Origin of the sequence: Nonomuraea sp. C10 (assembly GCF_008017515.1) — a bacterium.
Classification (GTDB): domain Bacteria; phylum Actinomycetota; class Actinomycetes; order Streptosporangiales; family Streptosporangiaceae; genus Nonomuraea; species Nonomuraea ferruginea.
Genome location: NZ_VPFF01000001.1, coordinates 902,254 through 923,802, shown reverse-complemented (window position 1 = coordinate 923,802; position 21,549 = coordinate 902,254). Strand labels below are relative to the sequence as shown.

The window sequence follows — 21,549 nt, the reverse complement described above, 5'->3', positions numbered from 1 at the left end:
CCATGGCGTCGTTCACGTTCACCCCGCTCACGCCGTCCGCCTTCCTGGAGCGGTCCGGGGCCGTCTTCCGCGACCGGATCGCGGTGATCGACGGCGCCAGGCGGCTCACGTACGGTGAGTTCCTCGATCGGGCACGGCGGCTCACCGGGGCGCTGGCGGATCTCGGCGTCGAGCCCGGCGACCGGGTGGCGGCGCTCTGCGTCAACAGCCACGTGATGCTGGAGCTGCACAACGGGGTGCCGATGCGCGGCGCGGTGCTGGTGCCGCTCAACATCCGGCTGTCGGCCGGGGAGCTGGCGCACATCGTCGAACACTCCGGCGCGCGCGTCCTGGTCGCCACGGACGAGCTGGCCGGGCGCGCCCGTGAGGTCGCCGCCGCGACCGGGGTCAGGCTCGTCCTGGCGGGCGGCCCCGGTGACGAGTACGAAGAGCTGCTCGCCGCCGCCGAGCCCCGCCTCGCGGCCTGCGAGGACGAGCGCGGGCTGCTGGCGATCAACTACACGAGCGGCACCACGGGGCGCCCGAAGGGGGTCATGTACCACCACCGGGGCGCCTACCTGCAGACACTGGCCATGGCGTTCCACGCCGGGCTCGGCCCCGCCAGCGCCTACCTGTGGACGCTGCCCATGTTCCACTGCGACGGCTGGTGCTTCACCTGGGCCGTCACCGCGGCCGGCGGCACCCACGTCTGCCTGCGGGCCGTGGACCCGGCCGAGATCTGGCGGCTGCTGCGCGAGGAGGACGTCTCCCATTTCAGCGCCGCGCCGACCGTACTCACCATGATCGCGAACGCGCCCGAGGCGCGGGCGGGCGCCCCGCTCGGCCGGACCGTGCGCGTGCAGACGGGCGGCGCGCCGCCCACCCCGGCCCTGCTCGCCCGCATGGCCGGGCTGCGCATGGAGGTCACCCACCTGTACGGGCTCACCGAGACGTTCGGACCGGTGGCCGTCAACCAGTGGCAGCCGCAGTGGGACGCCCTCCCCGCCGGCGGGCAGGCCGAGCTCAAGGCCCGACAGGGCGTGGGCAACGTGATCGCGGAACAGGTGCGCGTCGTGGACGGGTCCGGCGCGGACGTGCCGGCCGACGGCGGGACGGTGGGCGAGATCGTGGTCCGCGGCAACGACGTGATGCTCGGCTACTACCGCGACGAGCAGGCCACCGCCGAGGTGGACGCCGGCGGCTGGCTGCGCACCGGGGACCTGGCCGTGCGGCACCCCGACGGCTATCTGGAGATCCGCGACCGGTCCAAGGACATCATCATCTCCGGCGGCGAGAACATCGCCTCCGTCGAGGTGGAGCGGGTCCTCGACGGTCACCCGTCCGTGCTGGAGTCGGCCGTGGTCGGCGTGCCCGACGAGAAGTGGGGCCAGGTGCCCGTGGCCTTCGTCGCGCTCCGGCCGGAGGCGCCCCCGGTGAGCGAGGACGATGTCATCGCGTACGTCCGCGAGCGGATCGCCCGCTTCAAGGCGCCCAGGAAGGTGGTCTTCGGGGAGCTGCCCAAGACCTCGACGGGGAAGATCCAGAAGAACGTGCTCCGCGCGGGCGGGGAGCATCCATGAGTTCCTGCACGCCACTCCTCGTCGCGGCGGGGCCGCGCGCGCTCAAGGAGGGCATCCGCACATGACCACGACCAGGCCCGCGGCGCTGGTGACCGGCGCCTCCCGGGGCATCGGCCTCGCCATCGCCGAGCGCCTCGCCGCCGCCGGGCATGACCTGACCATCTGCGCCCGGGGCGGCGACGCGCTCTCCGCCGCGGGCGCCAGGCTCGCCGCGCTCGGGGCGGCCGTCCGCGCCGAGCCCGCGGACATGGCGGCCGAGGACGACGTGCGGCGGCTCGCCAGGGCGCACGAGGACGCGTACGGGCGGCTCGACGTGCTGGTGGTGGCGGCGGGGGTCGGCACGGCGGGGCCGGTGGACACCGCGCCCCTGCACCGGTTCGACAAGCAGTTCGCGGTCAACGTCCGGGCCCCGTACACGCTGGTGCAGGCGCTGCTGCCGACGCTCAGGGCGACCGCGGCGGCACGGCCGGACCACGGCGTGAAGATCATCATGCTGTCGTCGCTCACCGGGGCCTTCCCCGAGCCGGGCCTGGCCGCGTACGGGGCTTCGAAGGCGGCGCTCATCTCGCTGTGCCGGTCCCTGAACGCGGAGCTCTCCGCCGACGGCGTCACGGCCACCGCCATCTGCCCCGGTTACGTCGACACCGACATGTCCGCGTGGGTGCATGACCGGATCGACCCCGCCGACATGATCCGCACGGCGGACGTGGCCGAGCTGGCGATGAGCCTGACGCGGCTCTCCTCCAGGGCCGTCGTGTCGGAGCTGGTGGTCACCAGGCCCGGAGGGCAGCTCCACCGGGCCTGAAAGGATCACGCCCATGAGAGGATTTCTCCGGTTATAAGGGCATGGAGGGCGAAATGTTCGCAGTTTCCTTGGGTGACGGCGCGGAACTGCGGCCGCTGGAGCCCTGGCACGCCGGGGAGTTCCTGAGCCACATCGACCGGGGCCGGGAGTTCATCGGGCGGTACGTCGGGCTCCCCGACTCCGTCACGGACCTGGAGTCCAGCCTGGCGTTCCTGCGGGCGTACGCGGAGAAGGCCGCCTCCGACACCGGGCGGGTCTACGGCATCTGGGTGGACGGCGAGCTGGCCGGCGGCGTCCTGTTCAGGACGATGGACGTCCCGAAGGGCACCGCCGAGGCGGGCTGCTGGCTGGAGCCGTCGGCGGCCGGCCGGGGCCTGGTGACCAAGGCGGTGCGGGCGATCATCGACTGGGCCGTCGAGGAGCGCGGCATCCACCGCGTGGAGTGGGTGGTCTCGTCGGAGAACGCGGCCAGCATCGCCGTCGCCCGGCGGCTCGGCATGACCAAGGACGGCGTGCTGCGCGAGAGCTACCCCTACCGCGGCCGGCGGCACGACATGGAGGTCTGGTCGGTGCTGGCGCCGGAGTGGCGGGCCGGCCGGAGCGACTGATCGGCCCCGGTGGCGACGCCCTGTCCGGGATCGGCGCGGAAGTGGATCGATTCCGTTCGAGTCCGTCCGCGCCCCTGTTGGACACCTCGGCCGGGCGGCTTCTCTGGTTCCCGTCCGGCGGAACGGCCGCCGGCCACCGAGGGAGGAATCCAGAGATGAACACCCGTACCCGCACCACGTCCTCCGCCGCCAAGGGGCTCCTCGCAGGAGCGATGCTCCTGACGGGGCTGCTCGCCGGGACCCCCGCCGCGCACGCCGACCACCAGTCGTGCAGCAACCGGACCGACGTCCCCGGGGTCTGCCTGAAAGTGGTGAACGAGGGGGTGCGCGTCACCTACGCCGAGGCCTACCACGACGGCCGCACCGGCGCCTGGACCGGGCACATCGACCTGCATCGCGAAGGCCGGCACACGATCCAGCGGGGCGACCACACCCCGCCCCAGGCAGCGATCTGGAGCGGGGTGGACGACTACACCGCCGGGTCGAGGATCTGCGCGCAGGGCTGGGAGAAGGTCGGATCCGGCTGGCGTCCCAAGGGCCGTACCTGCTTCGAAGTGCGCTGATCACCGCACCTGCTTCCAAGTGCGCTGATATCCGCACCTGCTTCCAAGTGCGCTGATATCCGCACACCGCCCTGAGCCCGCCCGGGTCCGGCCACGGCCGGGTCCGGGCTGGGCAGGCGAAAACCCCACGAAAGTGGATCAGTTCGCCGATAAAGTGCAGCGGTGAGCGACTTGGAGGCCCTCGTCATCGCCCGGCGCCTGCGCGTCCCCGTCGACGCCCCCGCAGGCGCCGCCCCGGGCTGGGGAGAGGCCGCCGCCCGGCAGCTCGACGCCGCGCTGCTGACCGCCGGCTTCACCTGCTCGCCCGCCCTGCTCGGACGGCTGTCGCAACTGCCCGGCGAGGCCGTACTAGATCTGGGCGTACGGATCCTCGCCGCGGTCAGGACCCTGGCCGGCGACCACGTCCTCCACAACGCCTACTTCGTCGAATTCCCCAGGAATGTGCCCGACACCTTGGAGTTCTGGGCCGGGTTGCTCCGCCAGGCGCTGCTCGACCCGGTGACCGCCGAGCGCGCGCGGCCGGAGATCGTCGACCTGCTGGACTTCCCCGCGTACGGCCGCTACCAGCACACCTACGCCGACCTGCTGGCCGCGCACGCCGAGCTGGTCCCGCTGGCCTCCGACCGGGTGACGGTGCTGGAGCTGGGCGGGAGCCTGGAGGAGGAGACCCGCGCGCTGTTCCTGTCGATGGCCGGCTCCGAGGCCCCGCTCGCCGAGGAGGACCTGGCGGCGCTGCGCCTGCTGGCCGCGAGCTGCGCCGACGAGCCGGAGCGCATCCCGGTGCGCGAGAACCGCGCCGTGCTCAACGAGGCGCGGCTGGCCGCCGGGCGTCCGCCGCTGGTGGACACGGTGACCGACGTGCTCCGCCTGGCCTGCGCCCTTTCCGGCGGGGACGTCACGCTGGCCACCCCCACGCGGTTCCGGTCCTTCCGCCGCGCCGAGCGCCGCGCGCTGCTGCGGGCCCTGGACGCGGTGGCCACCCCCACCAAGCTCGGCGACGTGCCACGCCACCGGGAGCGGTGGAAGCGGCTCGGCGAGCGGCTGCACCCGCACGAGTACCCGCTGCTGCCGCGCGCCGCCCAGGTCTTCGAGGTGGCCAGGGGTACGCGCGAGGCCGCGAGCCTCGACAGCCGGGTCGAGGCCGCCCTGGCGGAGGGCCGCCCCGCCGAGGCCGTCACGCTGCTCGCCAACGCGCCCGGCGCGCTGCTGCGCCGCCTGGACCACCTGCTGCGCCTCAGCCCGTCCGCGCGGGACGTGCTGGACGCGGCGGCGCGGGCCGCGGCGCACGCGTCCGGCCGCGTGCTGCTGTCGCTGCGCGAGCACGTGCAGAACCGCCTGTCCCCCGCCCCCGGCCGCGTCTTCACCAACCGGCACGGCCGGGCCTTCACCACGCCCGACTCCCGCCCGCCGCTGGACCGGGAGGTGCTGGCGCACGCGCTGGCCCTCCTGGACGAGGAGATCACCCGCCGCCTCCCGGACCCCGGCGAGCTGATCGTCGACCCCGACATGCTCGGCGTTGCCCTGCCCCTGTCGGGCAAGGCCGTCGCGCCCGGTCTCGGCATGCTGCCCCGCGGCTCGATCTCACCGGTGGACGGCGAGCTGCTCCGGTTCTTCGTGCACTGGCGCCAGGCCGCGCGCCGCACCGACTACGACCTGTCCGCGCTCATGCTGGACGACTCGTACGGCGACGAGATCCACGTGTCGTGGACCAACTACAGCAGCGGCTTCGCGCGGTATTCCGGCGACCTCACTGAAGCGCCGGAAGGCGCGTCGGAGTTCGTCGACATCCGGCTCGCCGCCGCCACCCGGTCGATCATCATCCCCCAGGTCCACGTCTACGCGGGGGAACCGTTCGACGAGGCCGCCGAGGCGTTCTTCGGCTACATGACGAGGAACGACGAGCAGCGGGGCCTCCCCTTCGAGCCGCGCACCGTACGGATGAAGTCCGACCTGCGCGGCTCCGGCCGGGTCGCGCTGCCCCTGGCCTTCCTGCGCGACGGCGACGGCGCCTGGCGGGTGAAGTGGCTGCACCTCTACCTGAAGGGATATCCGGACTTCAACCAGGTGGAGGGCAACCGGGTCACCGCCTCGCTGCTGGTGCGCTCGATCGTGGAGCGCGAGTATCTGACGGTCCGCTACCTGGCCGACCGGCTGCGCGCCAAAGGCTCTTCGGCGGCGCACACCACCTATCTCGGGCCGGCTGCGCCGGCGGAGCTGCCGGAGGGGGCGCGCGTGGTCACGCCCGCGACCCTGCACGAGCTGATCCCCGCCTGATCCCCGCCTGGTACTGTGAAGATCGCGAGGCCATGGGAGGGCTTCCTTCTCAAAACTCCTATTGAATCCAGCCTTCCCGCTCTCCTCGCCCGCACGTCGTCAGCGCGCGATGTCCCGCCGCAGCGGCGCCGCCACGGCGACCGCGGCCGCGACCAGGGCGTAGGCGACCAGCACGGCGCCGCCCGCCGCGGCCGGAAGCAGGGCCGTGGCGGAGGTGCCGGTCTGGGTGGCGACGGCCTCCGACAGATAGGTGAATCCGGTCAGCGCCGCCGTGGCGCCGCCCGGCAGGAAGGGGTAGAGCTCCTTGACGCCCGGGACGAGCATCAGCGCGGTCTCGACCATGTAGAAGTACGCCCCGACGGCGAGGAGCGCGAGCACCTGGTTGCGCAGGAGGGCGCCCACCGCCACCCCCAGCAGGGTGTAGACCGCCATGGTGAGGGCGATGCGGCCGAGCAGGACCGCGACGGTGCCTACGGGCAGCCCGAGGGTGACTCCCTTGAGCGCCGCCGCCCCGAGGAGCGCGCCGCCCGCCACGGCCGTGGCCACCACCCCGTAGGCGAGCCCCGCGACGGTGTAGGCCGCCAGCTTGGCGGCGAGCCAGGTCCAGCGCCTGGGCGCGAACAGCGCCGTGGCGGTGATGGTCCCGTGGCGGTACTCGGCGGCCACGGCGTTGGTGCCGAGCAGAGCGGGGGCGAACACGGTGAAGCCCAGCAGGCCGAGCAGGACGCGGGTGCCCTCCTCGGTTTCGAGGCCGGGCAGCGGCGGGGTGAAGTTCTCCGGGCCGACGAGCGCGGCCAGGCCGATGAGCGCCCCGCTGCCCAGCGCCGCCAGCAGGCCCCACAGCCAGAGCCTGGTGCTCGTCAGGCGCGTCCACTCCGCCGCGACCAGCGTCATCATGGGGAACCTCCGGTGAGATGCAGGAACGTCTGTTCGAGGGTGGGGCGCTCGGGGGTGATCTCGTGCAGGACCACCCCGTACGAGGCCGCCAAGGTGGCGATCTCGGCGGTCGTCAGGCCGTGGACGCGCAGGACACCGGGACGCGGCTGGCCCACCTGGGTCCCGCGCTCCGCCAGCCGGGCCGCGAACAGCTCCGCCTGCGGGGAGTGGATCATCACCGCCGCGCTCCCGTACAGCTCGGCCATGGGCCGGTCGAGAACCAGCCGGCCGTCGCGGATCACCACGACGTGGTCGGCCAGATGCTCGACCTCGCCGAGCACGTGACTGGAGACCAGGACGGTGCGGCCTTCAGCGGCCATGGCGCGCAGGAACCCGCGCAGCCAGGCGATGCCCTCGGGGTCGAGACCGTTGCCCGGCTCGTCGAGCAGCAGCACCCCGGGGTCGCCGAGCAGCGCGGTGGCCAGGTTGAGCCGCTGCCGCATGCCGGTGGACAGGGTGCGCGTGGCGCGGTCGCCGAACGCCGACACCCCGGTCAGGTCGGCGACCTCCGCGACCCGGGCCGCGCCGTGGCGGCCCATGCGGGCATAGATCCGCAGGTGGTCGCGGGCGGTGCAGGCCGGGTGGAAGCCCGCGCCGTCCAGCACGGCGCCGACGGCCGCCGACGGCCTGGCCAGGTCGGAGTAGCGCCTGCCGGCGTAGGTGACGGTGCCGGAGCCGGGCGCGACCAGGTCGAGCATCATCCGCATGGTGGTGGTCTTGCCGGCGCCGTTGGGCCCGAGGAAGCCCGTCACGGCGCCGGGCGCGACGTCGAAGCTGAGGCCGGTGACGGCGGCGACCGGCCCGAACGTCTTCGTCAGGCCGCGCACCTCGACCTTCATGCCCGCGCCGCCGTCAGGTCGTGGTGGAGCCGCCGGACGTCGGGGACGCCGAGGATCAGCTCGTCATAGCCGGCCACCCGGTCCTTGAGCACGACGCGCACGCCGGGGACCTCGCGCCGGGCGGCGGCCAGACGCCGGACGCCGCCGGGGGACGTCCACGTGCCAAGCTTGACGACGCCGGAGACGAGCAGGCCCGAGTGGAAGCCGGTGGCGGCGGCGAGCGGGCGGTCGAGGTGGTGCACCTCGGCGATGGCCGCCAGCGGCACGCTCACGACGCCGGTCCTGGTGAACAGCCGCGCCCACGGCGCGAAACGCAGGGTCAGCGTGCCGTGGGCGATTTCTACATGCATCATCTTTGTGCCTCCTCAACTATCTGTTCTATAAGTTGTATATCAGATAGACTGCGGATGTGCACCTGACCCTCGACCTCGACAGCGAGGTCCCGATCTATCAGCAGATCCGCGACCGGATCGTGGAGGCCATCGCCCGCAGGCAGGCCGGGGAAGGCGACCCGCTGCCCTCCACCCGCCAGCTCGCCGCCGACTTCGGCGTCAACTTCCATACGGTGAACAAGGCGTACGACCTGCTGCGGCAGCAGGGCGTCATCCGGATCAACCGCAAGAGCGGCGCGGTCGTACGGCGGGACGCCGGCAGCGGCCCGCCCGAGGCCCCCTTCACCGAAGACTGGGAGGAACGCATGCGTGTGCTACTGGCCGAGGCCACCGTCCACGGCATGGACCGTCAGGACGTGCTGCGCCGGTGCGCGGCCATGCTGGACGGCTTCGGAGAGCCGGCATGACCCCGTTCATCGTCACCGCGCTCGTCTCCGTGCTCGTCTCCGTCGCCCTGATCACCTGCCTCATGCTGGCGCTGCCCGCGCTGGCCAGGCCTGTCCTGCCGTTCGGCGTGCGGGTGCCCGCCGACCGCGCGGGCGATCCGGCCGTGGTCCGCCAGCGTCGCCGCTTCGCCCGCCTGGTGATCGTGGTGGGCGTGGTCGCCGCCGTGATGGCCGTTCCCGTGCTGCTCGTCACGGGCTACGCGGCCGGGGTCACCGTCACGGTGTCGACGGTGATCGTCGCGGACCTGCTGCTCTACTACCTCGCCCACCGCCGGATCAGCGCCGCCAAGCGGGCCGGCGCGTGGTCGGCCGGGCGCCGCCAGGGCGTCACCGTCGACACCACCTTCCGCACCGATCCCGTCCGGGTGCCGTGGAAGCACGGGCTGCCCGCGCTGGCCGTCCTGCTGATCACCGGGGGCATCGGCTGGTCACGCCTCGGCGGGTTGCCCGCCACGCTGCCGCTCTACCTCGGGTTCGCCATCGACCCCGGGGAGCGCGTGGCCACGACCCCGCTGCGGGTCTTCGAGCCGCTGCTCTACCAGGTCGCGGTCCTCGTGGTCGTCGTCGCGCTGGTCGTGGTCGTGCTGCGCGCCCGTCCCGACCTCGACGCCGCCCGTCCACGGGGGTCGGCCCGCCGCTACCGCCTCTACCTGCGCGGCGTCGCGGCGATGTCGCTGCTGGCCGCCGCCTGCCTCAACCTGAGCCTGCTCGTCGGGGCGCTCCAGCTGTGGGGCGTGGTCACGCCGGGCATCGGCTGGCAGGTGGCCGCGTACATGCCGCTCGTCGCGCTCCTGGCCGGCTGGGTCGGCTGGGAGATCAAGGCCGGGCAGGCCGGGCACCGCCTGCCCGCCCTGCCCGGCGAGGAGGACGAGGACTCCGGGATCGAGCAGCGCGACGACGACCGCCACTGGTTCCTGGCCGGCGCGGTCTACGCCAACCGCCGCGACCCCGCCCTGCTGGTGCACGCCCGCCTGGGGACCGGCTCGTGGACGCTCAACCTCGGGCACCCGATCGCCTGGCTCCTGCTGGGCGTCCTCGCGGTCGCTCTCCTCGTGCTCGGCGCGCTCTCGCTGTCCGGCGTCGTCGACCTGCCCCGGCGGCACAGCCTGTGGTGACGGTTTCCCCTTGGCCGGGCTGGGCAGGCGGCCAGAAAGGACCACCTGCCCAGAGAACGAACGGCACGGACACGCCCGGTCCCGACGAGCGCGTCCTGTCCCAACAGGATCTGGCCGAGGAAGGCGAGCGCAAGGGCTGGGCGCCGGCCTGTGGATGGGGGGCCGCGCTTCCTGCTCGCCGGGAGCACGTTGCATACTGCAAGGAGACGCGAGGGCGGGGGTGACCGCCATGGGCCTTTCACACGAGGAACGCCAGACGCTTCAGGAGATCGAGGAGCGGCTGGCCTTCGACGATCCGGACCTCGACGCCCTCCTGTCCGGGTCCCAGCAGGGGCACGCGAAGGAGGTGCCGGTGGCCTTCTGGTGGGTGCTCGCCATCGTGGCCTACGTCGTGTTCCTGATCGGCGTGGTCATGACCGTGGCCGCCCCGCAGAACGCCTGCCAGGGCGGCGGGAGCGGCTGCGATCATCCGGCGGTCCGCACGTCCCAGACCGGCCCGTAGTCGCCGCGCGGGCAACCGTCCGGTTGCCAGGCCACGAGGAGGCAGTCATGAGGGTGAGGACGGCGGCCTGGCTCGCGGCGCTGGCCCTGGGCCTCGCGGGCTGCGGGGCCTCGACCGCCGGTGAGCCGACCACGGCCGCCACGCCACCGCCGCCGACGGCCGAACCGTCTCCCGCGCCGTGCCGCACCGCCGAGCCCGTGGTCGCCCTCGGCGACGCCGTCGATCCCCTGCCGGTCGCCTGGACGTCGGCCGAGCCGGTGAGCGACGGCCACGGCCTGCTGGTCACGTGGACGTCCGGCGTGGCGCCGTGCCGGGTGCTCGACCGGGTGGACGTCTCGTACGGGACGGACACGGTCCAGGTGACGCTGTACGAGGGCTCGGACCCGGACGTGCGCGACCCGGTGTGCGTGGAGATCGCGATCGAGAAGCAGACGCTGGTCAAGCTGCGTGAGCCCGTCGCGGGGCGCGAGATCGTCGACGGGGCGGGCCCGAGCCCCTCGTAGCGGTGAACCGCCGCTCCGGGGGCAGGGGGCGGGGATGAACAGGAAGGACGACGATCCCGGCGACGAGTTCTTCGCGCCCGTACTGCGCGAGCCGCCGCCTCCCGAGGAGGTCAGCCGCTCCGGCGTGGTGAGCGACACCGGCGTGCCCGAGGTCCCCGGCGGCGGCCGGGGGGACCGGGACGAGAGCCCGCCGCCCTCGAACGCGTCGAGCTACCGCCTGCTGGGCGCGGCGCTCGTGCTGCTCGCCGGGGTCGTGCTGGCCGTGCTGGCCCTGCTGGCCGGGATGCCGTGGCCGGCGCTCGTCCCGGCCGCCGTGGCGCTGGTAGCGGCGGGCTACCTGATCCGGGTGAGCGTACGCCGCTCCCGGTCGGGAGGCGGCCCGCCCGCCTTCGGGTAGTCAGCGGGGTTCGTCGCCGGGGTTTCCGCGCACCGGCTGGTACGTGGCCGCGCGGAACAGGAACGAGGCCCACGAGCGGTAGGGCCGCCAGTGGTCGGCCAGCTTCCGGTACGACGCGGCGGGCGCGTCCTCGGGCAGGCCGTACACCTCGCGGAGGATCGCGAACAGGCGGGGCTCGTCGCCGGGGAAGGCGTCGGGGGCGCCGGCGCCGCGGATCAGGATCAGCCCGGCGGAGAACGGGCCGACGCCGGGCAGGGCGCGCAGCTCGGCCAGGGCCTGCTCCGGGGCGAGGGAGCGCAGGTGCTCGGCGGTGAGGACGCCGTCGAGCGCGGCGCGGGCCAGGCCGCGGATCCACTCCTCCTTCTGCGCGGGCAGGCCGAGGCCGCCGGCCTCCAGGAGCGTCACGGGCGGCGGGAAGACCGCGTGCTCCCGGCCGTCCACGGCGACCGTCGCCCCGTACCGCTCGGCGATGCGCTGCTTGATGCGGGCGGCGATGAGCATCGACGAGCGCTGTACGATCACCGCCCAGCACGCCGCCTCCCACGGGCTCCAGAAGCACACCGGCCGCAGGCCGGGGCTGCGGCGCTGCAGGTCGCCCAGCACCGGGTCGGCCTCGCCGAGCGCGGCGAACCCCGAGCCGTCCACGTCGAGGGAGAGGATGCGCGCGACCTCGCCCCGGATCCCCGCGCCGGCCGGCCGCGTCGTGGCCACGGCGACCCCGCCCGGCGCGGCGGTCACGGACACGCCGATCGGCAGCCAGTCGGTCTCCGGGCAGAACCCGAACCGCAGCGCCCGCCCGTCGGAGTGCAGGGCGCTGGTGGCCGGCCAGTCCTCGACGAAGCGCAGCGAGGCGCCGAAGTCGAACGGTCCGCCGGCGGTGATCGTGAATCCGAACGAGGTCATGCGCCGTATCGTAGGAGCTCGCCCGGACAGCGCTGGGAATCCGCCCTCCGAGCGTAGGTCCACCCAACAGATTTTCACCGCGCCCGGGTTTGCCCGCTCCGGTCCACGGAAGGGGCTACACGTGGCACGCATAGCGATCGTGGGCACCGGCTTCGGCGGGTACACCTGCGCGAAACTTCTGGAGCGCTGGCTCAGGCCTGGCGAGGCGGAGATCGTACTGATCACGCCGAAGGACTACACGCTGTACCTCCCGCTGCTGCCACAGGTGGCCGGCGGGGTGCTGCAGCCCCGCTCGATCGTGACGCCGCTGCACACGCGGCTGCGGCGCAGCAAGCTGCTGCCGGGTGTGGCGCACCAGGTGGATCTGGACGCCCGCGCCGTGGACGTGCTCAGGATCGACGGCGAGCCGGTGCGGGTGCCGTACGACGTGCTCGTGCTGGCCCCCGGCAGCATGACCAGGACGTTCGACATCCCGGGCCTGCAGGAGTACGCGCGCGGCATGAAGACGCTGGCCGAGGCGGTCTACCTGCGCGACCACTCGATCGCCCAGCTCGAACTGGCCGCCTCCTCCGACGACCCGGAGGAGCGGGCCGCGCGGTGCGGGTTCGTGGTGGTGGGCGCCGGCTACTCGGGCGTCGAGACGGCGGCGACGCTCCAGCTCGTCACCCGCCGGGCGATGGCCCGCTTCCCGCGGCTCGACCCCGGGCTGCTGCGCTGGACGCTGATCGACATCGCGCCCAAGGTGATGCCCGAGCTGGGCCCCGAGCTGGGCGAGGCGGCGACGCGGCTGCTGGAGGAGCGCGGGGTCGAGGTGCGACTCGGCGTCACGCTCGACCGGATCACCGTGGACACCGCGAAGCTGACCGACGGCACCACGCTGCCCTCCCGCACGGTCATCTGGACGGCGGGGGTGACGCCCAGGCCGGTGGTGTCCAGCCTCGGCACCGAGACGGTCAAGGGCCGCCTGGTCGTGGGCGCCGATCTGCGGGTGCCCGGCTGCGACGGCGTGTTCGGGCTGGGCGACGCCGCGGCGGTGCCCGACCTGACGGCCGAGCCCGGCACGCCCTGCGCGCCGACCGCCCAGCACGCCCACCGGCAGGCGAGGACCGCGGCGCGGAACGTGCTGGCGGCGCTGCGCGGCGGCAAGCTGCGCGAATACCGTCACCGCGACCTCGGCCTGGTGGTCGACCTCGGCGGCTCGGACGCGGTGGCCAGGCCGTTCGGGATCGACCTCAAGGGGCCGCTGGCGCAGCTCGTCACCCGCGGCTACCACCTGCTGACGACGCCGTCGGGCCGCTCGCGGCTGCGCGTGAGCGGCGACTGGCTGCTCAACATGATGGCCCCCGACGACCTGATCAGGCTCGACTTCCTCAAGGACACCCCCGGCACGCTGGAGGACCTGGAGCACATGCCGATCACGCCGCGCGCGCGCCGGATCAGCGTGACCGAGGAGCCAGCGGGATCCCGACGGTGATCTCCTTGCCGAGCCTGTGGTCGCCGAGCAGGTCGAGGTCGTCGCCGCTCCAGAACCGGCCCGGGTCGTACCAGTTGGGCCTGCGGCCCGGGGGCAGCAGCCCCATCTCCTGGTAGGTCACGGCCACCACCTCGGCGCAGTAGGCGTTCTCCAGCGCCCGCTCCCCCGCGACCCGGCGCGGGCGCGGCAGCCGGCCGCCCACCCAGCGGGCCGCCAGCCTGGCGGTCGACGGGAACGGGGTGCCGTCGAGCCGGGCCACCGCGCGCAGCGCGGCGTCCTCCATCTCGCGGGTCGCCTGCGGCTCCAGCTGGCGCAGCCACGCGCGCTGGCCGTAGCGGTCGGCCCAGACCGTCACCGCGTCGCGCAGGTCGTGCAGCTGCACGCCGCGGTGGTGGGTGCCCGACCACAGGTCGAGCAGCGACTTGCCGAGCTCGGCGTGGAACATCATGGGCGGCAGGTCCTCGATGACGATCGCCATGCCCACGTGGTTGACCGGGCTGTTGGTCATGGTCTGGATGGCCCGGTCGGGGACGGTCCGGCCGCGGAAGATCCACAGGTCGCCCGTCCGGGTGAGCTCAACCGCCTCGTCGAGAGTCAGCATGGGGCTAGCCTAGGCACATGCGCTGGTGGAAGATACTCGGCCTGGCGGGGGTCGCGGGCGTCGCGGCCACGGGAGTGGCGATCGCGCGCGCCGAGCGCCGCCGCCGCGCCTACACGCCGGAGGAGATCAGGGTACGGCTGCGCGAGCGGGTCGAGGGTCAGCCCGAGGGCCGCAGGTCGTAGACGAAGACCACGTCCGGATAGGCCGGGTTGTCCACGTATCCCTGCACGCTGCCCAGGTAGGCCCGCCGGTAGTTGACCACCCACGGCATGGCCGCCGCGGCCTGCTGGTCCAGCACCCTCCTGGTGGCCCTGGCGAACGCCTGCTGCGCCGTCCGCTGGTCCGTCACGGTCAGCTCGGGCAGCGAGTCCAGCAGTTTGTCGGTGGTCGGGTCGTTCAGGTAGGAGAGGTTGAACACGGGCGGCTCGGCGCTGTGGAAGACGTTGCCGAACCACGAGTAGCCGTCGGCGTAGTCCGGCCACCAGTACATCGCGAAGATGTCCTGGCCGCCCTTCTTGCCCAGCTCCCACTGGTCGACCCAGGGCATCGCCCGGACCCTGAGCGTGACGTTCAGCGTCTTGAGGTCGCGGCGCAGCCGTTTGATCAGGACCAGCTGGTCGCTGTCACCCTCGGTGTAGGTGAGGGTCAGCCGCAGCGGCCTGCCCTGCGGCCCGTACCCCGCCTGCCGGAGCAGCTCGCCCGCGCCCGCGAGGTCCTGCCGGGGCACGCGGCCCGGCACATGGCCGAGCAGCCCTTCCGGCACCACGCCGCTGTGCGGGCTGACGCCGCCGCGCAGCGCCCGGACCGCCCCCCGGTAGTCGACGGCCTTCTGCACCGCGCGCCGCACCCGCTGGTCGGACATGGGCCCCTCGGCGGTGTTGAACAGCAGCATCGCCGTCTGGAACGAGGGCCGCTCGGAGGTGCGCAGCCCCGGCGCGGCCTCCGCCCGGGCGAACAGCCTCGGCTCCAGCCGGCGCAGGAAGCTGACCTCGCCCTGCAGCAGCAGTTGCCAGGCGCGCCGCTGGTCGGGTATCACGCGGAACTTGACCGTACGGTAGCGCGGCTGGTCCCAGCCTCCCCAGTAGTCGTCGTACGCCTTGAGCGTCAGCTCGGTCTCGGCCCCGTCCTTCCAGGTGTCCACCTTGTACGGCCCGGTCCCGGCGTCCCGGCCGGCCTGGAACCACTTCCCCAGGTCGGGGGCCGCCTCGGTGTCGTAGATGTAGGCCGCGTAGGCGGAGGAGGCCGCCAGGTCGAGCGGCACCGGGTAGCGCAGCGCGAACGTGAGCGTATGAGGGTCCTCGACCCTGATGGAGGAGACCGCGTCCCAGATGTAGTAGGCGCCGGCCTTGGTGGACATGGTCCGCTCGATGGACTGCTTGACGGCGGTGGCGTCCATGGGCCGGCCGGTGTGGAAGGTGACGTCCTGGCGCAGGGTGAACGTCCAGGAGCGGCCGTCGGCGGTGGTCCGCCACGAGGTGGCCAGGCGGGGTGAGCTCTTCTTGGTGACCGGGTTCCAGAGGGTGAGCGTCTCGTAGACGTTCTGCAGGGCGACGACCTCGTTGGAGTAGGACGTGCCGGGATCCAGATCCGTGACCACGTCGCCGTGCTGGACGTAGACGAACGCCGATTCCCCCAGCCGCGGCTGCCGCACCACTGCCGGTGCCGAGCACGCCGTGAGGAGCAGCACCAGCGTGGCGACCGCTGCGAGACGACGGCGCAACGCATCTCCCTCTATGACCGATCTCCTGGGAGAACCTACTAGACGATCATGGCCCGATGGCCGAAACCACCGAAAAATTGGGCAATCCGGAGATCGAATTGCTATTCTCGTGCCTTGTCCCGTCCGGGGTTGCCAGCAGGGGACCGACCGGAGTGAGGTGCCATGGGTCGTAGCCGAACGATCCGCCTGAAGATCATCGGCCTACTGCTGGTTCCGCTGGCCTCGATGGTGGTGTTGTGGGGGGTTATCACCGCCGTCACGGCGGGCGAGAGTCTGGAGCTGAGGCAGTATCAGACGCTCTGGACGAACCTGCGACACCCGGCGTACAAGCTCGGCAACGAGCTGCAGCGCGAGCGCCTCGCCTCCGTTCAGCTCCTGGGCGCCGGCGTGTCGGCCGACAGGTCGGCGCTCATCGAGCAGCGCTCACGCAGCGACAGGGCGAAGGAGGAGTTCAAGAAGTCCTCGGGCAAGTCCCGGGATACCTCGGAGGCGATCCGCAAGCAGGTGGACGCGGTGTACACGCAGCTCGACAGGCTCGACGCGGTCAGGGGAGAGATCGACACGGGCCTGTCCGACCGTCTGCGCACGGTGGAGGGGTACAACACGATCCTCGACGCCCTCTTCGACCTGCACCGGCGGGTCGGCTACATCGACGACCTGCCGATCTACGAGCAGTCCAGGATCGTCATCGACCTCGGCTACGCCAAGGAGCTGCTCACCCGCGAGCAGGCACTGGGCCTGGGCACCACCACGGTGGCCGAGCGCAGGCTGTTCACCCGGCTGGTGGGCAACCGGCGCTTCCTCATCGACCACTCGCTCGGCCAGCTGGACCCCAGCCTGCGCGAGACCCAGGTGTCGATCATCACCTCGCCCGTCTACCAGCGGATGCGGCTGATGGAGGACCAGATCGTCGCGGGCGGCTCGCCGCGCGGATGGCTGGACACCACCGAGTCTCTGGCGAAGTCTTTCCAAGAGGCCCAGATGCGGGCGAGCATGATCCTGCAGGAGCGCTCCGAGCCGGTGGCCGACGCCGGGCTCACCCGGGCGCTGCTGCTGGCCGGGACATGCTTCGCGCTGATCCTGGTCTCGATCGCGTTCTCGCTGCGGATGGGCAATCGCCTGTCCAAGGAGCTGGCCAATCTCCGCGGGGCGGCGCTGGAGGTGGCCCAGGAGCGGCTGCCCGAGGTCGTCGCCAAGCTGCGGAAGGGGGAGACGGTTGACGTGCCCGAGCTCTCCGTCGCCAGCACGACCGTCGAGATCGACGACGTCGGCCAGGCCTTCTCCACGGTCCAGCAGACCGCGGTCGAGGCGGCCGTCGGCCAGGCGCAGCTGCGTGACGGCGTCGGCCACGTGTTCCGCAACCTCGCCAGGCGCAGCCAGGCGCTGCTGCACCGCCAGCGCATCCAGCTGGAGGGCATGCAGCACCGCGCCACCGACCCCGACGACCTCGACGACCTGTTCCGGCTCGACCACCTGGCCACCCGGATGCGCCGGCACGCCGAGGGCCTGATCATCCTGTCGGGCGCCACCCCCGGCCGCGGCTGGAGCAAGCCCGTGCCGATGCTGGACGTGGCCCGCGGCGCCGCCGCCGAGGTGGAGGACTACCAGCGGGTGATCGTCGACCCGATGCCGGCCCAGCGTCTGGCCGGGCCCGTGGTCGGCGACGTGATCCACCTGGTGGCCGAGCTCATCGAGAACGCCACCGTCTACTCTCCCCCGCACACCTCGGTGATCGTGCGAGGCGAGGTGGCGGCCCGCGGCTTCGCCTTCCACGTGGAGGACCGGGGGCTCGGGATGAGTGACGAGCAGCTGGCCGAGTACAACGAGCGGCTGGCCAGCCCGCCCGAGTTCGACCTGGCCGACAGCGAGCGGCTCGGTCTCTTCGTCGTTTCCCGCCTGGCCGCCAGGCATGACATTCGCGTGATGTTGCGCGATTCACCATATGGAGGGACCACCGCCATCGTGCTGATCCCGGCAGAACACGTAACAGATCCTCCGGACGAGCCGGAGGAGCCCACCGCGGCCCCGGCCCGCCCGATCCGGGTGGTGCAAGGTGAGTAGAGATGAGCGCTGGCTGGACGAGGACGCCGGTCCGATCGTCCCCGCCTACTTACTCACCCGGGGCCGGACGGTGCCCGCGAGCGAGGCCATCGACCTCATCGCCGTCATCATCACCTCCGGCGGCCTGACGCCGCCGGTCGGGCTCGGTCCCGAGCATCTGATCATCCTGCAGAAGTGCACCAAGCCGACGCGGCTGGTGGACGTCGCCGCGGAGCTGAACCTGCCCATCGGCGTGGTCCGGGTCCTCGTCGGCGACCTGCACCAGCAGAAGCTCGTCCAGGTGGAGTCGCCGCCTCCGGCGCCCGACGCCACGGTGCTCCTGGAGGTCATCGACGGACTGAAGGCTCTCTGAGCACGTCCTCGGCCCGGTGGCAGGCGACCCGGCGCCCCTCCTGCCCCTCCTGATGCCCTCCTAGGTCCCGCAGCGCGGGCGCGCGATCGCACTCCGTCACCGCCATCGGGCAGCGCGGCCGGAACGGGCAGCCCGTCTCCGCCGGCCTCACCTCCGCGCGCCCCCGCGCCACGGGCGGCTCTCCCCCCAGCTTCGGGACGGCGTCGCGCAGCGCCAGCGTGTACGGGTGAGCGGGCCTGGCGAGCAGGTCGGCCGTGGGGCCCGACTCGACCACGCGGCCCGCGAAGAGCACGTGCGAGGTGCGGCACAGCTTCCCCACCACGGCCAGGTTGTGCGTGATGAGCAGGCGTTCCGCCGCCAGCCCCGCGATCAGGTCGAGGATCCTGGCCTGGACCGTCACGTCCAGGGCGCTGGTGGGCTCGTCGAGGATGAGCAGTTTCGGGTTCACGGCGAGCGCGCGGGCGATGACCACCCGCTGGCGCTGGCCGCCGGAGAGCTGGTGCGGCCTGCGGCTCGCCAGCGCGGGGTCGAGGCCGACCTGTTCGAGCAGCTCGGGGACGCGGTGGCGGGCGTCCCGGGGCAGTGCCTCGGCTACGGAGTTGCCGACGCGCATGCGGGGGTCCAGGGCCTCGGCCTGGAAGACGGGCTGGACGTCGCCGCGGAAGCGCCTCATGTCCACTTTTTTCAGGTTCTGGTCCCCGTACAGGATATTTCCGGACATGGGGGTGAGGAGGCCGAGGAAGGCGCGCGCCAGCGTCGTCTTGCCCGACCCGCTCTCCCCGATCAGGCCGACCCCGCCCCCGGTGATGTCCAGGGTGACGTCGTGGACCACGGGGGTGCGGCCGTACCCGAGCGTCACCCGCTCCGCCCTCAGCAGGCTCCCCGACGATGTCACGGCAGCGCCTCCAGCAGTTCGCGGGTGTAGGGGTGGGACGGCTCGGACAGCACGCGGCCGGCGGGGCCGCTCTCCACGACCTCGCCAGCGCGCATGACCAGCACCCGGTGGGCGATGGTGGAGACCAGGGCCAGGTCGTGCGAGACGAGCAGCAGCGCCAGCCCGCGCTCGGCGCAGAGCGTGCGCAGCACGGCCACCACCTCGGCCTGCACGGTCACGTCCAGCGCGCTGGTCGGCTCGTCGGCCAGGATCGCCTCCGCGCCCAGCGCGATGGCCAACGCGATCGCGAACCGCTGCGCCTGCCCGCCGGAGACCTCGTGCGGGTAGCGGCGCAGGATGGCCGGGTCGAGCAGGACGGCCTCGACCGCCTCGGCCATGACCCGCTCCGCGTCGCCGACGCCGTGCAGCCTGAGCGCCCGGCGCATCAGCGTGCCGAGCCGGAGGGTGGGGCTGAGCGCGGCCTGCGGCGACTGCATGACGAGCGCCACCCTGGCTCCCCTGATCGCGCGCAGCTCGGCCGGCGAGGCGCTCGTCACGTCCACCCCGGCCACCCGGATCCGCCCGCCGACCTCCGCGCCCTCGGTGAGCCCGAGCAGCGCCAGCAGCGTGGTCGACTTGCCCGAGCCGCTCTCCCCCACGATCGCCACGCACTCGCCGGGGGCCACGTCCAGCTCCGGCACCTTCGCCACGACCCGCCCGCCGTAGCTCACCCGGAGGTCGCGTACCTCGATCACTTCACGATCCTCCGCGGGTCCAGCGCGTTCCGCAGCCCTTCGCCCAGCACGTTGAACGCGAACGCGGTCAGCAGGATCGCCAGCCCGGGGAAGGTGACGACCCACCAGTTCGTGGTGAACAGCGACTGCCCCTGCTCCACCATCAGCCCCCACTCCGCCGTCGGCTCCTGGGCGCCCAGCCCCAGGTACGACAGCGCCGCGGCGGTGAGGATGACCCCGCCGCCGTCGAGCGAGACCTGGACCAGGACGGGCGTCAGCGAGTTCGGCAGCACGTGCCGCAGGATGATCATGGGCGCGGGCACGCCCAGGCAGCGCGCGGCGTCCACGTACGGGCGGGTGGCGATGGAGGCGGCCATCGACGCCGACAGCCGCGCGTACCACGGCCACCAGGTGACCGCGATGGCCACGATCACCGTGGTGACGCTCGGCTGCAGCACGACCGCCAGGGCCACCGACAGCAGCAGCGCGGGGAAGGCCAGGAACACGTCCGTGATCCGCATGATCACGTCTCTGACCCAGCCGCCCGCGTACCCGGCCACGACGCCGAGCAGGACGCCCGTGGTGGCCGAGACCGCCAGCACGGTGAGGGCGATGAACAGCGACGTCCGCCCGCCGTACAGCACCCGGGTGAGCACGTCGCGGCCGGCCGCGTCGGTGCCGAACCAGTGCGTGCCGTCCGGCGGCCGCAGTGCGGCGAACGGGTCCACCTCGTCCGGCGGGTAGGGGGCGAGCCACGGCGCGAGCAGGGCGGCCAGCGCGACGATCGCGATCAGCACCGCCCCGGCGAGTGCGAACCGGTCGGTGACCCTCGGCAGGGTGCGGCGCAGCGGCGCCGCCTCGGGCAGCGCGCTCACCGGGCCCTCGCCCTCGGGTCGACGACGCCCTGCAGCAGGTCCACCACGAGGTTGGCGAGCACGTACATCAGCGCGACCAGCAGGGTGACGCCCGCGACCGCCGGGGTGTCGGAGCTGGAGATGGCGTTGACCGCGTAGCGGCCCAGGCCGGGCCAGTTGAAGACGGCCTCGACCAGGAACCCGTTCACGATCGCGTACGCGAACACCAGCGCGATCAGCGACAGCACCGGGTTGAGCGCGGGCCGCAACGCGAACCGGGTCAGGATGGTCGTCTCGCGGAAGCCGAGCGCCCGCTCCAGCCGGGCGTGGTCCTGCGACGCCTCCTCGATGAGCGTGGCGCGCACCATCTGCGCGATCACGCCCGCCGGGTACGCGGCCACGACCAGGGCCGGGAGCACCAGGTGCGCCAGCGTGCTGGTGAGGATCGGCCAGTTGCCGGTGATGAGCGCGTCCACGACGGTGATGTTCGTCCAGAGCGTCAGCGGGCTGGTGGTGTCGAGCGCGCTGTCGTACTCCCCGGCGACCGGGAACCAGCCCAGGTTGCTGGCGAAGACCGTCTGCAGGGCCAGCGCCAGCCAGAACACCGGCAGCGACACCGCGAGCATGCTGGTCAGCCGGACCGAGAAGTCAGGGAAGCGGCCCCTGAACCGGGCGGCCAGCACGCCGACGGGGATGCCTGCCACGACGGCGATCACCAGGCCGGCCCCGACCAGCTCCAGGCTGGCCGGGAAGGCGTGGTACAGATCCTCCAGCACCGGCCGCCGGGTGTGCAGGCTGGTCTGCCAGTCGCCCGTCACCAGGTCCCTGACGTAGTTGCCGAGCTGCACCCAGAGCGGGTCGTCCAGCCCGAAGCGGGCGCGCACCTCGGCGAGCTGCTCGGGCGTGGCCTTGGGCCCGGCGTAGGCGACCGCCGGATCGCCGGGCACCATCCTCGTGATCACGAAGGTGAGGGCGACCACGCCGGCCATGACCAGGAGTGCCTGGCCCAGCCGGCGGATCAGGTAGCGCGGCATCGG

Annotated in this window: 24 protein-coding genes; 14 read left to right on the top strand and 10 right to left on the bottom strand. The window is 72.9% G+C overall.

Features of this window, described 5'->3' with window-relative positions; translation table 11 throughout:
* Window positions 1-2: 2 nt before the first annotated feature.
* The 5 genes from FR742_RS04325 to FR742_RS04305 all read left to right on the top strand — a co-directional run bounded on the left by FR742_RS04325 (window position 3) and on the right by FR742_RS04305 (window position 5,809).
* The gene (locus tag FR742_RS04325; protein ID WP_148029711.1) at window positions 3-1,559 is read left to right on the top strand and encodes an acyl--CoA ligase family protein; all 1,557 of its coding nucleotides are present in this window, start codon (window positions 3-5) and stop codon (window positions 1,557-1,559) included.
* A gap of 61 nt (window positions 1,560-1,620) precedes the next feature.
* Window positions 1,621-2,364 (top strand): SDR family oxidoreductase, encoded by a 744-nt coding sequence (locus FR742_RS04320; RefSeq protein WP_148029710.1) that lies wholly within the window; start codon window positions 1,621-1,623, stop codon window positions 2,362-2,364.
* A 53-nt stretch (window positions 2,365-2,417) separates the two neighbouring features.
* Window positions 2,418-2,972 (top strand): GNAT family N-acetyltransferase, encoded by a 555-nt coding sequence (locus FR742_RS04315; RefSeq protein WP_148029709.1) that lies wholly within the window; start codon window positions 2,418-2,420, stop codon window positions 2,970-2,972.
* A gap of 155 nt (window positions 2,973-3,127) precedes the next feature.
* Complete coding sequence (locus FR742_RS04310; protein ID WP_148029708.1) at window positions 3,128-3,535, top strand: hypothetical protein; 408 nt, start codon at window positions 3,128-3,130, stop codon at window positions 3,533-3,535.
* A gap of 162 nt (window positions 3,536-3,697) precedes the next feature.
* Window positions 3,698-5,809 carry a TerD family protein gene (locus FR742_RS04305; RefSeq protein ID WP_148029707.1) on the top strand — a complete coding sequence of 704 codons (2,112 nt, stop codon included), beginning with the start codon at window positions 3,698-3,700 and terminating at the stop codon, window positions 5,807-5,809.
* Window positions 5,810-5,908: 99 nt separating this feature from the next.
* Here FR742_RS04305 and FR742_RS04300 read toward each other — a convergent pair whose 3' ends face one another.
* The 3 genes from FR742_RS04300 to FR742_RS04290 are packed head-to-tail and all read right to left on the bottom strand — an operon-like array spanning window position 5,909 to window position 7,937.
* The gene (locus tag FR742_RS04300) at window positions 5,909-6,706 is read right to left on the bottom strand and encodes an ABC transporter permease (protein ID WP_148029706.1); all 798 of its coding nucleotides are present in this window, start codon (window positions 6,704-6,706) and stop codon (window positions 5,909-5,911) included.
* Window positions 6,703-7,584: an ABC transporter ATP-binding protein gene (locus FR742_RS04295; RefSeq protein WP_148029705.1), complete on the bottom strand. Its 882-nt coding sequence runs from the start codon at window positions 7,582-7,584 to the stop codon at window positions 6,703-6,705. Before FR742_RS04295 ends, FR742_RS04300 begins: the two co-directional genes overlap by 4 nt.
* Complete coding sequence (locus tag FR742_RS04290; protein ID WP_148029704.1) at window positions 7,581-7,937, bottom strand: hypothetical protein; 357 nt, start codon at window positions 7,935-7,937, stop codon at window positions 7,581-7,583. Before FR742_RS04290 ends, FR742_RS04295 begins: the two co-directional genes overlap by 4 nt.
* Before the next feature lie 56 nt (window positions 7,938-7,993).
* Between FR742_RS04290 and FR742_RS04285 the strand changes: the two genes are divergently transcribed.
* From FR742_RS04285 to FR742_RS04265, 5 genes are all read left to right on the top strand, one after another.
* Window positions 7,994-8,383, top strand: coding sequence for a GntR family transcriptional regulator (locus tag FR742_RS04285; protein WP_148029703.1), 390 nt, complete (start codon window positions 7,994-7,996; stop codon window positions 8,381-8,383).
* Window positions 8,380-9,537 carry a DUF1648 domain-containing protein gene (locus tag FR742_RS04280; RefSeq protein ID WP_222708833.1) on the top strand — a complete coding sequence of 386 codons (1,158 nt, stop codon included), beginning with the start codon at window positions 8,380-8,382 and terminating at the stop codon, window positions 9,535-9,537. Before FR742_RS04285 ends, FR742_RS04280 begins: the two co-directional genes overlap by 4 nt.
* Before the next feature lie 229 nt (window positions 9,538-9,766).
* Complete coding sequence (locus FR742_RS04275) at window positions 9,767-10,039, top strand: DUF3040 domain-containing protein (protein ID WP_187280983.1); 273 nt, start codon at window positions 9,767-9,769, stop codon at window positions 10,037-10,039.
* A gap of 47 nt (window positions 10,040-10,086) precedes the next feature.
* Window positions 10,087-10,542, top strand: coding sequence for a hypothetical protein (locus FR742_RS04270; RefSeq protein ID WP_148029701.1), 456 nt, complete (start codon window positions 10,087-10,089; stop codon window positions 10,540-10,542).
* Between the two features lie 34 nt (window positions 10,543-10,576).
* Window positions 10,577-10,939, top strand: coding sequence for a hypothetical protein (locus FR742_RS04265; RefSeq protein ID WP_148029700.1), 363 nt, complete (start codon window positions 10,577-10,579; stop codon window positions 10,937-10,939).
* Here FR742_RS04265 and FR742_RS04260 read toward each other — a convergent pair whose 3' ends face one another.
* Complete coding sequence (locus tag FR742_RS04260) at window positions 10,940-11,842, bottom strand: DNA-3-methyladenine glycosylase (protein ID WP_148029699.1); 903 nt, start codon at window positions 11,840-11,842, stop codon at window positions 10,940-10,942.
* 121 nt (window positions 11,843-11,963) lie between these two features.
* Here FR742_RS04260 and FR742_RS04255 point away from each other — a divergent pair, with 121 nt between their 5' ends.
* Window positions 11,964-13,316, top strand: a complete 1,353-nt coding sequence (locus tag FR742_RS04255; RefSeq protein ID WP_261808353.1) for an NAD(P)/FAD-dependent oxidoreductase — start codon at window positions 11,964-11,966, stop codon at window positions 13,314-13,316.
* Here the strand turns inward: FR742_RS04255 and FR742_RS04250 are convergent.
* A complete protein-coding gene (locus FR742_RS04250) occupies window positions 13,279-13,917 on the bottom strand; it encodes a hypothetical protein (protein WP_148029697.1) in 639 nt (212 codons plus the stop codon). The two genes, FR742_RS04255 and FR742_RS04250, sit on opposite strands and share 38 nt — an antisense overlap.
* A 17-nt stretch (window positions 13,918-13,934) precedes the next feature.
* On the opposite strand from FR742_RS04250, the gene FR742_RS44280 reads away from it, so the two are divergent.
* The gene (locus tag FR742_RS44280; RefSeq protein WP_187280982.1) at window positions 13,935-14,099 is read left to right on the top strand and encodes a hypothetical protein; all 165 of its coding nucleotides are present in this window, start codon (window positions 13,935-13,937) and stop codon (window positions 14,097-14,099) included.
* On the opposite strand, the gene FR742_RS04245 is transcribed toward FR742_RS44280, so the two are convergent.
* Window positions 14,075-15,637 carry an ABC transporter substrate-binding protein gene (locus tag FR742_RS04245; RefSeq protein WP_148029696.1) on the bottom strand — a complete coding sequence of 521 codons (1,563 nt, stop codon included), beginning with the start codon at window positions 15,635-15,637 and terminating at the stop codon, window positions 14,075-14,077. The genes FR742_RS44280 and FR742_RS04245 overlap by 25 nt on opposite strands.
* 162 nt (window positions 15,638-15,799) lie before the next feature.
* Here FR742_RS04245 and FR742_RS04240 point away from each other — a divergent pair, with 162 nt between their 5' ends.
* A complete protein-coding gene (locus FR742_RS04240; RefSeq protein WP_261808352.1) occupies window positions 15,800-17,698 on the top strand; it encodes a nitrate- and nitrite sensing domain-containing protein in 1,899 nt (632 codons plus the stop codon).
* A complete protein-coding gene (locus tag FR742_RS04235; RefSeq protein ID WP_148029695.1) occupies window positions 17,691-18,050 on the top strand; it encodes a DUF742 domain-containing protein in 360 nt (119 codons plus the stop codon). The genes FR742_RS04240 and FR742_RS04235 overlap by 8 nt, the downstream gene beginning before the upstream one ends.
* On the opposite strand, the gene FR742_RS04230 is transcribed toward FR742_RS04235, so the two are convergent.
* The 4 genes from FR742_RS04230 to FR742_RS04215 are packed head-to-tail and all read right to left on the bottom strand — an operon-like array spanning window position 18,025 to window position 21,546.
* Window positions 18,025-18,945, bottom strand: a complete 921-nt coding sequence (locus tag FR742_RS04230; RefSeq protein WP_148029694.1) for an ABC transporter ATP-binding protein — start codon at window positions 18,943-18,945, stop codon at window positions 18,025-18,027. The genes FR742_RS04235 and FR742_RS04230 overlap by 26 nt on opposite strands.
* On the bottom strand, window positions 18,942-19,679 hold the full coding sequence (locus FR742_RS04225) for an ABC transporter ATP-binding protein (RefSeq protein ID WP_148029693.1): 738 nt from the start codon (window positions 19,677-19,679) through the stop codon (window positions 18,942-18,944). Before FR742_RS04225 ends, FR742_RS04230 begins: the two co-directional genes overlap by 4 nt.
* Window positions 19,676-20,533: an ABC transporter permease gene (locus FR742_RS04220; RefSeq protein WP_261808351.1), complete on the bottom strand. Its 858-nt coding sequence runs from the start codon at window positions 20,531-20,533 to the stop codon at window positions 19,676-19,678. The genes FR742_RS04225 and FR742_RS04220 overlap by 4 nt, the downstream gene beginning before the upstream one ends.
* Window positions 20,530-21,546: an ABC transporter permease gene (locus FR742_RS04215; RefSeq protein ID WP_148029692.1), complete on the bottom strand. Its 1,017-nt coding sequence runs from the start codon at window positions 21,544-21,546 to the stop codon at window positions 20,530-20,532. The genes FR742_RS04220 and FR742_RS04215 overlap by 4 nt, the downstream gene beginning before the upstream one ends.
* Between the last annotated feature and the right edge of the window lie 3 nt (window positions 21,547-21,549).